Origin of the sequence: Pseudomonas sp. Xaverov 259, assembly GCF_019352915.1 — a bacterium.
Classification (GTDB): Bacteria; Pseudomonadota; Gammaproteobacteria; order Pseudomonadales; family Pseudomonadaceae; genus Aquipseudomonas.
The window spans coordinates 128,101-143,518 of record NZ_JAAAFV010000018.1 but is presented as its reverse complement, the minus strand read 5'-3'; the positions used below and the strand labels follow the sequence as shown (position 1 = coordinate 143,518).

The window sequence follows — 15,418 nt, the reverse complement described above, 5'->3', positions numbered from 1 at the left end:
CGCAAATTGCCGGAGCCGAACATGAAAGACTGGCTGGACGAGATCAAGTGGGACAGTGACGGCCTGGTGCCGGCCATTGCCCAGGACTACAAGACCGGGCGCGTGCTGATGATGGCCTGGATGAACCGCGAGGCCTTGAGCCTCACCGCCACTGAGCAGCGCGCCATTTACTGGTCACGTTCGCGTGGCAAACTGTGGCGCAAGGGCGAAGAGTCCGGGCACGTGCAGACCCTGCACGAGATGCGCATCGACTGTGACGCCGACGTGGTGATCCTGATGGTCGAGCAGATCGGCGATATCGCCTGCCATACCGGCCGTCACAGCTGCTTCTATCGCGTGTTCGAGAACGGCGAGTGGAAGGTTGTGGAGCCGGTGCTCAAAGACCCGCACGCCATTTACTCCGCAGGACACTGAACATGAGCGATACCCTGAACCGTGTGGCCCAGGTGCTGGAAGACCGCAAAGGTGCGGATGCCGACAGCTCCTACGTCGCCAGCCTGTACCACAAGGGCTTGAACAAGATTCTGGAAAAACTTGGCGAGGAGTCGATCGAGACGATTATTGCCGCCAAGGATGCGCAAATCAGCGGTGATTACAGTGATGTAATCTACGAGACCGCAGACTTGTGGTTCCATAGCCTGGTCATGCTTGCCCAACTGGGGCAGCACCCACAGGCCGTGTTGGATGAACTGGACCGTCGCTTCGGCTTGTCCGGGCACGCCGAAAAGGCCTCGCGCCCGTCCGCCTGAATAACTTTTACAGAGGAATTGCAGCATGGGCATTTTTGACTGGAAACACTGGATCGTCATTCTGGTGGTGGTGGTACTGGTGTTCGGCACCAAGAAGCTCAAGAACCTGGGCACTGACGTGGGCGAGTCGATCAAGGGCTTTCGTAAAGCCATGAACGACGACGAGAAACCGGCCGACCCGATGGCCAACCCAGTGCCTCCGGCCCAGCCAGTTCACCCGCAGGCCACCCAGCCGATCACCGAGCGTCGCACCTTCGACGTGCAGGCTGAGAAAGTCCAAGAGCCGACCCGCAAAGACTCGTGAGCACTGACTAATGTTTGGTATCAGCTTCTCTGAACTGCTGCTCGTCGGCCTCGTGGCCTTGCTGGTACTCGGGCCGGAACGCCTGCCCGGTGCCGCACGCACGGCCGGCCTGTGGATCGGGCGCCTGAAACGCAGTTTCAACGCCATCAAACAGGAAGTTGAACGGGAAATCGGCGCCGACGAGATCCGCCGCCAGCTGCACAACGAACATATCCTGTCGTTGGAGCAAGAGGCGCGCAAGATTCTGTCGCCGGTTCAGGAGCCCGCCAAACCGGTGGAACCTGTGATCGAAAACAGCATTGCCCCGGCCGCCGAAGCGCCGCCACCCGCGCCCGCCCCGACTGAGCCAGCGCCGACGCCCGTGGCGTCGCCCGCTCCCCATGACCCTACATTGCCGCCGCGAGCCCCATGAGCGCTGATAAACCGGAAAACGACCAGCATATGCCGCTGGTCTCGCACCTCACCGAGTTGCGGACCCGCCTGCTGCGTTGCGTAGCGGCCATCTTCATCATCTTTGCCGGGCTGTTCGCCTTCACCCAGCAGATCTACACCTTCGTCTCCACGCCCTTGCGCCAGTACCTGCCGGCCGGCGCGACGATGATCGCCACCGACGTGTCGTCGCCGTTCCTGACGCCGTTGAAGCTGACCATGATGGTCTCGCTGTTCCTGGCGATCCCGGTGATCCTGCACCAGATCTGGGGCTTTATTGCACCGGGCCTGTACAAGCACGAGAAGCGCATTGCGGTGCCGTTACTGGTGTCGAGCATCCTGCTGTTCTATACCGGCATGGCCTTCGCGTATTTCCTGGTGTTCCCGCTGATCTTCAAGTTCTTCGCCGCCGCCACCCCGGCCGGCGTGGAAATGATGACCGATATCACCAGCTACCTCGACTTCGTGATGACGCTGTTCTTCGCCTTTGGCGTGGCCTTCGAAATCCCGGTGGCCGTGGTATTGCTGGTGTGGATCGGCGTGGTCGACGTCAAATACCTGAAGAAAGTGCGCCCGTACGTGATCATCGGCTGCTTCGTGGTCGGCATGATCCTCACGCCGCCGGACATCTTCTCGCAGACCTTGCTGGCCGTGCCGATGTGGATGCTGTTTGAGATCGGCATCCTGTTCAGCAGCTTGATCACCAAGCGCGGCGAACACCCGGATGACCAACCCGCCGACGACGACCAGCCGCCAGCGACGCAACCGTGAACCTGCTGTTGCTTGAGGAGGCCGACTTTATCGCGGTCGACCGGGTGATCCTGCGTGATCGGCGCCTCGTGCACATGCAGGAAGTCCACCGCGTGGTGGTGGGCGACAACCTGCGGGTCGGCCGTATTGGCGGGCTGATGGGCAATGCGCAACTGCTGCGCCTGGAAGCCGGTGAAGCCGAGCTGCAAGTGAGCTTCGACCAGCCACCACCGACCAAACTGCCGCTGACCCTGCTGCTGGCCCTGCCACGCCCGAAGATGCTGCGCCGGGTGCTGCAAACCGTGGCGGCGATGGGCGTGCCAAAGGTGGTACTGGTCAACAGTTACCGGGTCGAAAAAAGCTTCTGGCAAACCCCGTTTCTGGAGCCGGAGGCGGTGCGCGAGCAATTGATCCTCGGTCTGGAGCAGGCACGGGACACGGTGCTGCCCGAGGTCGTCATCGAAAAGCGCTTCAAGCCGTTCGTCGAAGACCGCCTGCCAGCCATGACCGAAGGCACTCTCGGCCTGATCGGCCATCCCGGCGATTACCCGGCGTGCCCACGCGGGCTGGATGAGCCGGTGACCCTCGCCATCGGCCCTGAAGGCGGCTGGATCCCCTACGAGGTGGAGCTGTTGGCCAAAGCTGGCTTGCAACCGGTGCAGTTGGGTGCACGCATCCTGCGCGTAGAAACCGCCGTAACCGCCCTGCTCGCCCGGTTGTTCTGACACGACCTACAGACCCCGATCGTTCCCATGCTCCGCGTGGGAATGCTGCCATGGACGCTCTGCGTCCGCTCTTGGGACGCGGAGCGTCCCGGGATGCATTCCCACGCGGAGCGTGGGAACGATCAACGCCTACAGAAACTTCCTACGCAGCCGATAGCCTTTGAATAAGTCCAAGCCTTGTTCCAAAGGAGATCGCAGCATGTATCGTTGGTTAGCCGAAAAACTGGGGAATGTGAGCGTCAATCGCAAGCTGAGCATTGGCTTTGGCTTGGTATTGATCCTGACGCTGTTGACCACCTTCACCGGCTGGACCGGCTTGGGCGACGTGATCAGTCGCGGCGACAAGCTGGGCTTTATCTCCAGCCTTAACGGCCTGACCAAAGACCTGCGCCTGGCGCGCCTGGACTTTGAAATGCGCCGCGGCGAACAAGGCACCGACGCGGTCAACAGCCTGCTGAAGCAATTGGAGGATGGCCTCAAAACCGCCGAAACGCTGATCGAGCAACCCGACGACAGAGCCTTGGTCGAGCAACAGCTGGAGGCTCTGGGCCAATACAAAAAGGCCTTCGGCGCCATGGTCCTGGCCGGCCTCAAGCGCGAGGGCGCACGCAGCAAGCTCGGCGACACCGCCGACAACGCCGTGGCCAAGATCAACGAAATCGAAGCAGCCCTGCTGCAAGGCGACAGCGTCACGCAGTTCAACAGCGTGGTCGACCTGAGCAAGTTGATCCAGCAATCGCGCTTCCAAGTGCGTGGCTACACCTACAGCGGCAAGACCGAAGCCGAGCAGCCGGCACTGGATGCCATCGACAATGCGCTGAAGAAAATCACCGACCTGCAGGGCAAGCTGCCTGAGCAGTACCAGGCCAACCTGCAAGAGGCTGGCGTGTCCTTGCAAGCCTACCGCGCCGCCGTCAGCCAGTACCGTGACTCCCAGGTGGCCAGTGCGGCCGCGCTGAAAATCATGACTGCCCAGGGCGATATCCTGCTGGGGCACAGCGAAAAACTCACCATCTCCCAAACCGCCGTGCGCGATGCCGATGCCGCGCAGGCCAAACAGCTGTTGTTGCTGGCCACCGTGCTGGCGCTGATCTTCGGCATTCTCGCCGCCTGGGCCATCACCCGCCAGATCGTGATACCGCTCAACCAAACCCTCAAAGTCGCCGAGCGCGTGGCCTCCGGGGACCTGAGCCATAACCTCAACTCCGCCCGCCAGGACGAGCTGGGCCAGCTGCAACGCGCCATGCAAAGCATGACCGTCGGCCTGCGCGAGTTGATCGGCGGTATCAGCGACGGCGTCACCCAGATTGCCAGCGCCGCCGAGCAACTGTCGGCCGTGACCGAACAGACCAGCGCCGGGGTCAACAGCCAGAAGGTCGAGACCGACCAGGTGGCCACCGCCATGAACGAAATGGCTGCCACCGTGCAGGAAGTGGCACGCAACGCCGAAGAAGCCTCCGAAGCTGCCGTGGCGGCAGACCAACAGGCCCGTGAAGGCGACAAGGTGGTGGGTGAAGCCATCGCGCAGATCGAGCGCCTGGCCACTGAGGTGGGTAATTCCACGGTGGCCATGGGCGACCTCAAGCGCGAAAGCGACAAGATCGGCAGCGTGCTTGATGTGATCAAGTCGGTGGCCCAGCAAACCAACCTGCTGGCGCTGAACGCGGCGATTGAGGCCGCGCGAGCGGGTGAGGCCGGTCGCGGCTTTGCCGTGGTGGCCGATGAGGTGCGCAGCCTGGCCCAGCGCACGCAAAAGTCCACCGAGGAGATCGAAGAGCTGATCGTCGGCCTGCAAAACGGCACCCAGCAGGTGGCGGCCATCATGGACAACAGCCGTGGCCTCACCGACAGCAGCGTCGAACTGACCCGCCGTGCCGGCAACGCGCTGAGCAACATCACGCGCACGGTCTCGACTATCCAGGCGATGAACTCGCAGATCGCCACCGCTGCCGAGCAACAAAGCGCTGTGGCCGAAGAGATCAACCGCAGCGTGCTGAATGTGCGCGACGTGTCTGAACAGACCTCCTCGGCCAGCGAGGAAACTGCCGCATCGAGTGCCGAACTGGCACGCTTGGGGGTCTATTTGCAGTCTCTGGTCGGGCGCTTCCGCATCTGACCCGCACCTACGCGGCGGCCGGATCAAGGCCGCCGCAACTTATGAAATTTCCTACGCAGTTATCAGCCCGCCACGACCTCGAATCGATTTAGCGTTTCAGCTGTTGCGAAATGCTTCCCCAGATTTGGAGGTTCACCATGTTCCCTCGGCTGACCCGTTTGCTGGTCAACGCCAGCATCCGTCTCAAACTCGCACTGGGTTTCGGCCAAGTGTTGATCTTAAGTATCCTGATCGCCGCGACCGGCTGGCAGGCCTTGAGCGACGTGCTTTATCGCTCAAACAGCCTGACGACCCTTGGGCAACTGGCCCTTGACGCCGAGGCCATGCGCGCCGACAGGATCGTGTACCGCACCCTGACAGACGCCAGCAGCCTGGCCAAAATGCATGCGCAGGCCGAAACGATCGACCAGCGATTGGCCGACCTTTCAAGCCGCCTCAAAGACCCGGCCGACGTGCAACGACTGCAGGAAGCGACACGCTTGATGGCGAGCGTCAAGACAGCGCTGGCGGACTTGCCCGCGTTGATCGAGCAACGCGAGCGCATCGGCCCGGCCCTCAAGAAAACCGCGCTGCAGGCCAGCGACAGCCTCGCCCAGTTCGCCAGCGATCTGCCCAACCAGGAAGACGAAAAAGCCTTGGACGCCATCGAGAACCTGCGTCAGGCCATGGAGCAGGCCGAAGATCGCGCTCAGAGCCCGGCCTGGGCCGCGGAGTCGCTGCAAGCCTATACCGAGGCATGTATTCAAGCACTCGACGCCCTGAATGTGGCACAAGCGGCGGTAACCGCACTGCCCGTGGACGCGGCGCTGCTCAAAGCCGACCTGGCCAACTATCGCGAACAATTGACCAAGCTCAGGGACGCACAGCTCAATACCGAGACCCTGCAAAACCGCTTTGAACAGCAGCTCAATGATTTGCGTGAGCAAAGCCATCAACTGAGCGAAGAGCAGAACACCAAGCGTGACAGCGAAGCCGAGCAGACCCGCACACGGCTGCTAAGCGTTACCGTGGCGGCCTTGCTACTCGGTGTACTCGCCGCCTGGTGGATCGCTCGGCAAGTAGTCGTGCCTTTGCGCGCAATCCTTACGGCCGCCCACCGTATTGCTGACGGCGACCTGAGCCGGGACATTGAGGAGGACCGTCGCGATGAGCTGGGCCAGTTGCAGCAGAGCATCGGGCAAATGACCCGCAACCTGCGCAACCTGATCAGCGGTATCGGCGACAGCGCCCGGCAGATCGCCAGTTCCGCAACGCAGTTGTCCGCCGTCACCGAACAGACTCGCGCCGGGGTCAACGACCAGAAGGACGAAACCGATCAGGTGGCCACCGCAATGAATGAAATGCTCGCCACTGCCCAGGAGGTCGCGCGGCACGCCGAGCAGGCGTCCGTGGCGGCCAATGAAGCGGACCAGGAGGCCGCTGCCGGCGAAAAAGTGGTGACCCAGGCGGTGGAGCAAATCGGCCATTTGGCCCATGAGATGGCGCGCTCGAGCCAGGCGATGATTGCGCTGCAACACGAAAGCCAGAAGATCGGCAGCGTGCTGGACGTGATCAAGTCAGTGTCCCAGCAAACCAACCTGCTGGCCCTGAACGCTGCCATTGAAGCGGCGCGCGCGGGCAGTGCCGGCCAGGGTTTTGCGGTAGTGGCCGACGAAGTGCGCAGCCTGGCCCAACGCACCCAGGAATCCGCCGAAGAAATCGAGGGGCTGATCCTTGGCTTGAACAACGGCACCCAGCAGGTCGCGGACATCATGGACAACAGCCGCAGCCTGACCGACAACAGCGTCGGCCTGACCCGCGATGCAGGCGATGCCTTGGCAGCGATTGCGCGCACCGTGTCGATCATTCAAGAAATGAACCCGCAGATTGCTGCCGCCGCCGAACAACAGAGCGCGGTGGCGGAAGAGATCAATCGCAGTGTGTTGAAGGTGCGGGATGTCACCGAACAAACCGCTGCGGCCAGTGAAGAAACAGCCGCGGCGAGTGCTCAGTTGACCCGGTTGAGCCTGGATTTGCAGACGTTGGTGGGTAAATTCAGGCTTTGAGGCGTCACTAACGTCGGGACGCAGAGCGTCCCAGCAGGCTTTCCCACGCGGAGCGTGGGAACGATCATTACAGGACTTGGCGCAGGAAGGCTTGAGCGCGCGGGTCTTTCGGCGCATCGAAGAATTCGGCCGGGGCCGCATCTTCGAGCAATTTGCCGTGGTCGAAGAACAGCACGCGGTCTGCCACTTCACGGGCAAAACCCATCTCGTGAGTGACGCAGACCATGGTCATGCCTTCCAGAGCCAGGGTCTTCATCACGTCCAGCACTTCGCCGACCATTTCCGGGTCCAGCGCCGAGGTGGGCTCATCAAACAGCATCACCTTGGGCTCCATGGCCAACGCGCGGGCAATGGCTACCCGTTGTTGCTGGCCACCGGACAAGCGCGATGGAAACTCGTTGGCCTTCTGCGCAATACCGACCTTTTCCAACAGCGCCAAAGCCTTGGCTTCACGCTCTTGCTTGCCACGCTTGCGTACGACTTTTTGCGCCAGGCACAGGTTTTCCAGCACAGTCATGTGCGGGAACAAATTGAAGTGCTGGAACACCATGCCGACTTCACGGCGATAGGCATTCACGTCGGTTTTGGGGTCGGCCAGTTGCAGGCCGTCGATGCTCACCGAGCCTGAGTCGAACTCTTCCAGGCCGTTAAGGCAGCGCAAAAACGTGGACTTGCCCGAACCCGACGGGCCGATCACCACCAGCACTTCGCCCTTGGCGACTTGGGTGGTGACGTGGTCTACCGCGCGCACTACCTGGCCACGGGTGTCGAAGACTTTTACCAGATCGCGGACTTCAATCACTTTGCGCGAGCCTCCGCTCAAGCCGGCTGGCCATTTTCGACAGCGGCAGGTTGATCAGCAGGTACAGGCCTGCCACACAGAACAGGATTTCAAAGGGCGAGAAAGAGGTGGTGATCACTTCACGGCCGCTTTTAAGCAGTTCGGTAATCGCGATCACCGAAACCAGCGAAGTGTCTTTCACCAGGCTGATAAATTGCCCGGCCAGTGGCGGCAGCACGCGCTTGAACGCTTGCGGCAACACCACGTGACGCATCGACTGGCTGGCGCTCAACCCCAGGGAGCGCGCGGCTTCGTTCTGGCCACGGGTAATGGACTGCACGCCGGCGCGGACGATTTCCGCCACGTAAGCGCCGGTGAACAGCGACAGCGCGGCAATCCCGGCAAATTCGCGGGACAGGTTGAGCACCGTGCCGATGAAGAAGTAGAAAATGAAGATTTGCACCAATAGCGGCGTACCACGCACCAGTTCGACGTAGATCGTCGACAGATCGCGCAAGGTCGGGTTGCTCGACAGACGGCATAAGCCGGTTGCCAGACCAATCGCCAAGCCCAGAATTCCGGAGACCACCGACAACCACAAGGTGGTCCACAAGCCCCACATCAGCGGGCCCAGCGCCCAATGCCGGGTGACGCCGATAACATCGCCTTCGGCCACGTCGTCACCCCGTGACACTTGCAGGCTGTTGTCGGCCACGGTCAGCTTTTGCTCGGTGCCTGCGTCGTTGCGCAGGGTGACTTCGGCGACGTCGCCGTTGCGCACCAGCTCAATGACAGTGGAGATGTCGGCGGCGCGCTGGGAGGTTTCGGCCTGATAGGCGAAGTACTGCGGCACGCGGTTCCAGCGCCACTCGTAGGACATCAACGAAGTGGCGTAGTACAACGCGCCGGCCAGGCCAACCAGCACGACCACGGTCAGCAGGTGCCAGGGCCATTGGGCTTTTTTCTGTTTCATTTCACTTTCCGAAGATGTATCGCCTGGCATGAGATCGTTCCCACGCTCTGCGTGGGAATGCCTCACTGGGCGCTCTGCGTCCGCTTTGTGACGCGGAGCGTCACGGGCTGCATTCCCACGCAGAGCGTGGGAACGATCGACTGCATTCCAATGTGGGAGCGGGCTTGCTCGCGAAGGGCGCGACTCGGTACTTCGCCGAACTTATTCCATGTCCTTGAGCCACTCGGAGCTCTTGAACCACTTGTCATGGATGCGATCGTAGGTGCCGTCGTTGCGGATCTGGTGCAGGAAGTTGTTGATGTAGTTGAGGCTGTCGTAATCGCCCTTTTTCAAGCCAAACGCCAGGGGCTCGAAGGTGAAGGGTTCTTCCAGGAACACCAGCTTGCCGTTGCCGACTTTCTTCTCGGCGACCACGTTGTACGGCGCGTCATACACAAAGGCATCGGCCTTGCCGTTGACCACGTCCAGCACGCCTTCCTGCTCGTTGTCATAGCCGTGGTACTTGGCTTTGGAGATCAGCTTCTTGGCAACCATCTCGCCGGTGGTGCCGAGCTTGGAGGTCAGACGGTACTTCTCGTCGTTGAGGTCTTTGTAGGACTTGATCGTGCCTTCCAGGTCTTTGCGAATCAGCAGGGTCTGGCCGACCACGATGAAGGGTTCGCTGAAGTTCAAGCGCAGGTTGCGCTCCTGGGTCAGGGTCATGCCGCTGCCGATCATGTCGAACTTGCCGGTCAGGAAGGCCGGGATGATGCCGTCATAGCCGGTGGACACCAGCTCCAGCTTGACGCCCATGGACTTGGCCATGGCCTTGAGGATGTCGACTTCGAAGCCGATGATTTCACCGCGCTTGTCGGTCATTTCGAACGGCATGTAGGTCGGGTCCATGCCGACTTTCAGCGTGCCGCGCTTGACCGCATCGTCGATGGCGCCAGCATGCGCCGCAGTGGCCGCGACCAGCGCGGTGACGCCAAGCATCAGCATCGAAAGATACTTTTTCATCATCAAGTCCCCTGAAAGATTCTTATAAGGCCGGCGCGCAAAAGGGCTGCACCCATTCGGGGTGCGATCCTAACCCACTCGTTGCCCGTCACAAAGGTTTCACGGGTAAATGTTATCGGCGTATGTCGGAAAAGCCCCACAACGGTGCAACACAGCGCAGGGGCTAGACACATCAGCGCAAAGAGTCGGCAATTGATTGATGTGTAAGCATTTATGACGTTCAGTCGATCTCCGCCATCCAGTCGGTGTCCTTGAACCACTTGTCGTGCAACCGATCGTAGGTGCCATCCTGAGCAATTTGATTGAGGAAGTGGTTGATCCAGTTGAGGCTGTCGTAGTCGCCTTTTTTCAGGCCAAACGCCAGCGGTTCAAAGGTAAACGGTTGCTCAAGGGCAAGGAGCTGGTGGTTTTCCGGCCTGGCCATCGCGATCAGGTTGTAGGGCGCGTCATGGATAAAGGCGTCGGCCTTGCCCTCCACCACCTGGCGCACGCCTTCTTCGGGGGTTGCGAAACTGCTCAGGCGCGCGGTGCCCAGAAACCGTTGCGCCGCCGCTTCGCCGGTGGTGCCTTCAGTCGCGGCTATCCGGTAACCCGCCTCGTCCAGGTCTTCGATGCTGGCAATCTTGCCGGCAAGGCTGGGGTTCAGCAGTACGGTCTGGCCGACCACGATAAAGGAGTCACTGAAGTTCAGCTTGAGGTTGCGTTCCTGCGTCACCGTCATGCCGCTGCCGATCATGTCGAATTTCTTCGCCATCAGCCCCGGCAACAACTCGGTATAAGGCACGGCGACCAGTTCAAGCTCGACGCCCAAGGCGCGGCTCATCGCCTGCAGCAAGTCGATTTCGAAGCCGACGATGCGGCCTTGCTTGTCCTTCATTTCAAAAGGCACATAGGTGGGCGTGGTGCCGACTTTAAGCACGCCCCGCCGAACCGCATCATCCAGGGCGCCGGCGCTCAGCCAGCCGGCGTAAACCAGTACGACGATGCCGGTCAGCACTGCCAAACAATACCTTTTGATCATGAATCCCCCTGCGGCCTAGTCAATTTGGAGGGCGATGCTACCCCAGCGACAGGCACGGCAATACGCTTCGAACAAATGACTTTTGTTTCGAAATAACAAGGGGTTAGCAGTATTAGGAGGATGTTCTGAACGCTGTAGGAACAGCGCACCTAACGCCCCCGAGGTGAGCCCTCGGGGGCGTCGGAATCAGGCCGGTTGGGCCTGGGACGACACCGGTTGCAGCGGCAGCAATGGCGCGTGCGGATCCGCCTTGACCGAAGCACGCCAGGCACCGAGCCACTCGGCGTGGCCTTCGCTCCATACCTGCTGATGCAGACGAGCCAGGGCTACCGGGTCGCTGAGCAACGCCAGGCGTTCGCCGTTGTTGAGGCCGGCCGGGCCGACTTTCATCGCGTGGCGCACACGTTCCTGACGCAAGTGCTCGATCGGCTCCGCCTCACGGTGACGCGAGGTCGCCAGGGCGCAGGCCAGGGCGTTTTGCTGCGGGTCGACCACCGAGCGCACAAACCCGTCATTGAGGGCGTGCCAACGGTTTTCGTGAGTGTACTGCTCGGTCGACAGCAAGGCTTGCGGCGGGTTGTATTCCTCAGGAATGAGGAACAGGCTCTCGTCGCGCGACTTGAGGCCCAGCTTGACCCGGCTGGAGATCACCGACACCGGAATCGACAGCATCAGCGAGCCGACGATAGGGATCAGCCACCACAGGAAGCTTGGGTTCAACCACACCACCAGCAGCGCCCACAGGAAGCCCAGCAGGGTCTGTGGGCCGTGGCGCTTGACCGCCTCGCTCCATGGCGTGGAGTCGTCGTCACGCTGCGGCGAGTTCCAGGTCGCAGCCCAGCCCAGGAACGCGGCGAGCACGAAACGGGTGTGGAAGATCATGCGCACCGGCGCCAGCAGCATGGAGAACAGCATCTCCAGCAGCATCGACAGGGTCACCTTGAACTTGCCACCGAACTCTTTCGCGCCCTTGGCCCAGATCAGGATGATGCTGAGCAATTTAGGCAGGAACAACAGCACGATGGTGGTGGAGAACAGTGCCACCGCCTTGTCCGGGTGCCATTGTGGCCACAGCGGGTACAACTGGCGCGGCGCCATAAAGTACTGCGGCTCCATCAAGGTGTTCACCGCCAGCAACGCCGTCGACAGCACCAGGAAGAAGAACCACAACGGCGCCGACAGGTAGGACATCACGCCGGTCAGGAACACCGCACGGTGCACCGGGTGCATGCCTTTGACCAGGAACAGGCGGAAGTTCATCAGGTTACCGTGGCACCAGCGACGGTCACGCTTGAGTTCATCCAGCAGGTTCGGCGGCAATTCTTCGTAGCTGCCCGGCAGGTCGTAGGCAATCCACACGCCCCAGCCGGCACGGCGCATCAGCGCGGCTTCAACGAAGTCGTGGGAGAGGATCGCACCGGCAAACGCGCCTTTACCCGGCAACGGCGCCAGGGCGCAGTGCTCGATAAACGGCTTCATGCGGATAATTGCGTTGTGGCCCCAGTAGTGGGATTCACCCAGCTGCCAGAAGTGCAGACCGGCAGTAAACAGCGGGCCATAAACGCGGGTGGCGAACTGCTGCATGCGCGCATACAGGGTGTCCATGCCCGACGCACGCGGCGCGGTCTGGATAATCCCGGCATCCGGCGTGGCTTCCATCAGGCGCACCAGGCTGGTCAGGCATTCGCCGCTCATCACGCTGTCGGCGTCGAGTACCACCATGTACTTGTATTCACCGCCCCAACGACGGCAGAAGTCGTCGAGGTTGCCGCTCTTGCGCTTTACGCGACGGCGACGGCGGCGATAGAAGATCTTGCCGAAACCACCGGCTTCGCGACACACATCAAGCCAGGCTTGCTGTTCGGCGATGCAAATATCGGCTTCGTTACTGTCGCTGAGCACGAAGAAATCGAAACGGTCCAGGTCGCCAGTGGCGGCCACCGATTCGAAGGTAGCGCGCAGGCCGGCAAATACCCGGGGCACGTCTTCGTTGCAGATCGGCATCACCAGCGCGGTGCGGGCATCCTTTGGAATCGGCTCGTCACCGGCACTTTTACCGGAGATCCGGTATTTATCGTGGCCAGTCAGCAACTCTAGGAAGCCCATCAGCGCAGTCCAGAAACCGGCCGAGACCCAGCAGAACAGAATCCCGAACATGATCAGGATGCTGGTTTGCAGGGCATAAGGCAGCACCTGGGTGGCGGTTTGCAGCAGGGTCTGGTTGCGGATTTCGTCAAAGTCGACCAGTGACCAGCCCTGGTACGGCATGATGCCTTTCATGTACCAGCCGGCAACAATGGTCTGGCCGAGCATCAGCACCAACAGGATGTAACGGCGGATCGAACCCACGGTACGCCAGCGCGCAGCCGGCAGTACACGCTCGTCCTTCGGCGGCGCCGGAGGGTTGGTGCGACCGGTCATCCGGCGCCAACCGCGCACCAGGATATTGGTGCGCCACGGCTCCGGCACCACTTTGGTCCGACGGATCGGCGGCGTGGCCTTCAGGCAAACCCGACCGTTGGCGTCAAGCGCCAGCATCTCGGCGTCTTGCAGCTCTTCGGCGGTATTGAGCGTCAACCGACGGCCGACCGAGGCTTGGGCAGCCTCGGTGGGTGCGTCGAAAGTCTTTGACGACAGGCGTTCGTGCAGCTCGCTGAAGGAGCTGCAGCCCGCCAGTTCGGCGCGCTGCTCTGCGGTCATCGGCAGGTGCGCCAGGTACTCGGACAGAGTCTCTGGCGTGGCTTGAGAATTACTCATCGGCAGGCAACTGATAGCTCCAGGTTTCGGTCAGGACGTGTTCGGTCTTTTCCGGCTCCGGATTGGCGGGGGCAGCCTCTGGCTGCTTGGCGTCCTTGTCTTTCGCTTCCTTGGCGTCTTTCTTGGCCTGTTTTTCGTGTTGCTTGGCCAGCAGCTTGTCGGCCTTGAGCACTTGGGTCGAAACCTTCTCAGGCTCAGCTTTCACGATGTCCTCGACCAGCGCAGCACGCATTTCGGTAGGCTTGCCTGCGTCCTTGATCTTCATGCGCAGGGTCAGGCGCCAGCCTTTGGTGTGCTCGTTATAGCGCACGCTGTTTTCAACGATTTCGGCGTTGTCGCCCACGCTCACCTGGCTACGTACTGGCGCATCCGCTGGAAGGTTCTTAAGGGACGGGCCCTCGAAGTCCACCAGGTAGGCCACGCTGCCGTCAGGCTGGCGGATCAGGTTGGATTGCTTCACATCACCGGTAGAACGCAAGGTCTGCTTGACCCAGGCGCTGTCGGCCGGGTGCAGGTCTTTCTCGTCCATGGTCCAGTGCAGGCGGTAGCTGACATCCAGCGGCTCGCCGACTTTCGGCAACTCGGCCGGGCTCCAGAACGCCACGATGTTGTCGTTGGTTTCGTCGGCGGTCGGAATCTCTACCAGGTCGACAGAACCCTTGCCCCAGTCGCCTTCAGGTTCGATCCAGGCACTTGGGCGCTTGTCGTAGTTGTCGTCCAGGTCTTCGTAGTGGCTGAAGTCGCGGCCACGTTGCAGCAGGCCGAAACCACGCGGGTTTTCGACGGCGAAGTTGCTGACCGACAGGTGTTTAGGGTTGTTCAGTGGGCGCCAGATCCATTCGCCATTGCCGGCATGGATCGACAGGCCGCTGGAATCGTGCAATTCACGGCGATAGTTAAGCACCTTGGACGGCTGGTTCGCGCCAAACAGGTACATGCTGGTCAACGGGGCGATCCCCAGCTTGCTGACCTTGTCACGCAGGAACATCTGGGATTTGACGTCGACAATCGTGTCGGTGCCAGGACGCAGGGTCAGGCGGTAGGCGCCGGTGGCGCGTGGCGAGTCCAGCAGGGCGAAGATCACCAGCTGTTTCTCACCCGGTTTTGGGCGCTCGATCCAGAACTCGGTGAAACGCGGGAATTCTTCACCGGACGGCAATGCCGTGTCGATCGCCATGCCACGGGCCGACAGGCCATAGGCCTGGCCCTTGCCGACCACGCGGAAGTAGCTGGCGCCGAGCATGGTCATGATTTCGTCTTGCTTGTCGGCCTTGTTGATCGGGTACAGCACACGGAAACCGGCATAACCCAGTTGTTCGGTGGCTTTAGGATCAAATTTCACGTCGCCGAAATCGAAACGACTTGGGTCGTACTTGATTTCCTGGACGCTGTCGGCGGTCACTTCGTTGATTTTCACCGGCGTGTCAAAGTGCATGCCCTGGTGATAGAAGGACAGCTTGAACGGTGTGTTCTGATCGGCCCACTCGGCTTTTTCGTTGCGGAAACGAATCTTCTGGTAGTCCGCGAATTTCATTTCGCGAAATTCGTTCGGCAGATTGCTGCGCGGAGCTTCGTATTTCTGCCCGGCCAGCTCTTTTGCCTTGGCCGACACATCATCCAGACTGAATGCCCACAGTTGACCCGCGCCGAACAGGCAAAACAGGGCAGAGCCCGTTACCAGTGCGTTTCGTAACCGTTTGGCAGACAATTTTGGTGCATTACAGGGACTAACAATCACGAGCAACCCTCGCCGAAAACAGATCAAAAAA

Annotated in this window: 13 protein-coding genes and 1 pseudogene; 8 read left to right on the top strand and 6 right to left on the bottom strand. The window is 61.0% G+C overall.

Annotated features, from left to right (window positions below):
* The first annotated feature begins 21 nt into the window (after positions 1–21).
* The 8 genes from hisI to K0H48_RS03725 all read left to right on the top strand — a co-directional run bounded on the left by hisI (position 22) and on the right by K0H48_RS03725 (position 7,118).
* Complete coding sequence (gene hisI, locus K0H48_RS03760; protein WP_058423690.1) at positions 22–414, top strand: phosphoribosyl-AMP cyclohydrolase; 393 nt, start codon at positions 22–24, stop codon at positions 412–414.
* A gap of 2 nt (positions 415–416) precedes the next feature.
* Positions 417–749, top strand: a complete 333-nt coding sequence (locus tag K0H48_RS03755) for a phosphoribosyl-ATP diphosphatase (RefSeq protein WP_017138590.1) — start codon at positions 417–419, stop codon at positions 747–749.
* Positions 750–774: 25 nt separating this feature from the next.
* Positions 775–1,053 carry a twin-arginine translocase TatA/TatE family subunit gene (locus K0H48_RS03750; protein WP_056860633.1) on the top strand — a complete coding sequence of 93 codons (279 nt, stop codon included), beginning with the start codon at positions 775–777 and terminating at the stop codon, positions 1,051–1,053.
* A gap of 10 nt (positions 1,054–1,063) precedes the next feature.
* The gene (tatB, locus tag K0H48_RS03745; RefSeq protein WP_219266448.1) at positions 1,064–1,465 is read left to right on the top strand and encodes a Sec-independent protein translocase protein TatB; all 402 of its coding nucleotides are present in this window, start codon (positions 1,064–1,066) and stop codon (positions 1,463–1,465) included.
* Positions 1,462–2,253: a twin-arginine translocase subunit TatC gene (tatC, locus tag K0H48_RS03740; protein WP_065930773.1), complete on the top strand. Its 792-nt coding sequence runs from the start codon at positions 1,462–1,464 to the stop codon at positions 2,251–2,253. The genes tatB and tatC overlap by 4 nt, the downstream gene beginning before the upstream one ends.
* Positions 2,250–2,957 (top strand): 16S rRNA (uracil(1498)-N(3))-methyltransferase, encoded by a 708-nt coding sequence (locus tag K0H48_RS03735; RefSeq protein WP_219266447.1) that lies wholly within the window; start codon positions 2,250–2,252, stop codon positions 2,955–2,957. Before tatC ends, K0H48_RS03735 begins: the two co-directional genes overlap by 4 nt.
* A 199-nt stretch (positions 2,958–3,156) precedes the next feature.
* On the top strand, positions 3,157–5,073 hold the full coding sequence (locus K0H48_RS03730; RefSeq protein ID WP_219266446.1) for a methyl-accepting chemotaxis protein: 1,917 nt from the start codon (positions 3,157–3,159) through the stop codon (positions 5,071–5,073).
* Positions 5,074–5,210: 137 nt separating this feature from the next.
* The gene (locus tag K0H48_RS03725; RefSeq protein WP_219266445.1) at positions 5,211–7,118 is read left to right on the top strand and encodes a methyl-accepting chemotaxis protein; all 1,908 of its coding nucleotides are present in this window, start codon (positions 5,211–5,213) and stop codon (positions 7,116–7,118) included.
* 67 nt (positions 7,119–7,185) lie between these two features.
* Here the strand turns inward: K0H48_RS03725 and K0H48_RS03720 are convergent, their stop codons facing one another.
* The 6 genes and pseudogenes from K0H48_RS03720 to K0H48_RS03695 form a co-directional block, all read right to left on the bottom strand.
* Positions 7,186–7,920, bottom strand: coding sequence for an amino acid ABC transporter ATP-binding protein (locus tag K0H48_RS03720; RefSeq protein ID WP_017138597.1), 735 nt, complete (start codon positions 7,918–7,920; stop codon positions 7,186–7,188).
* Positions 7,913–8,872 (bottom strand): amino acid ABC transporter permease, encoded by a 960-nt coding sequence (locus K0H48_RS03715; RefSeq protein ID WP_219266444.1) that lies wholly within the window; start codon positions 8,870–8,872, stop codon positions 7,913–7,915. The genes K0H48_RS03720 and K0H48_RS03715 overlap by 8 nt, the downstream gene beginning before the upstream one ends.
* A gap of 201 nt (positions 8,873–9,073) precedes the next feature.
* Positions 9,074–9,871 carry a transporter substrate-binding domain-containing protein gene (locus tag K0H48_RS03710; RefSeq protein ID WP_138817223.1) on the bottom strand — a complete coding sequence of 266 codons (798 nt, stop codon included), beginning with the start codon at positions 9,869–9,871 and terminating at the stop codon, positions 9,074–9,076.
* A gap of 220 nt (positions 9,872–10,091) precedes the next feature.
* Complete coding sequence (locus K0H48_RS03705) at positions 10,092–10,892, bottom strand: transporter substrate-binding domain-containing protein (protein ID WP_219266443.1); 801 nt, start codon at positions 10,890–10,892, stop codon at positions 10,092–10,094.
* A gap of 112 nt (positions 10,893–11,004) precedes the next feature.
* Positions 11,005–13,649, bottom strand: a pseudogene (mdoH, locus tag K0H48_RS03700) (glucans biosynthesis glucosyltransferase MdoH).
* Complete coding sequence (locus K0H48_RS03695; RefSeq protein WP_219266441.1) at positions 13,642–15,387, bottom strand: glucan biosynthesis protein G; 1,746 nt, start codon at positions 15,385–15,387, stop codon at positions 13,642–13,644. The pseudogene mdoH and the gene K0H48_RS03695 overlap by 8 nt, the downstream one beginning before the upstream one ends.
* Positions 15,388–15,418 lie beyond the last annotated feature (31 nt).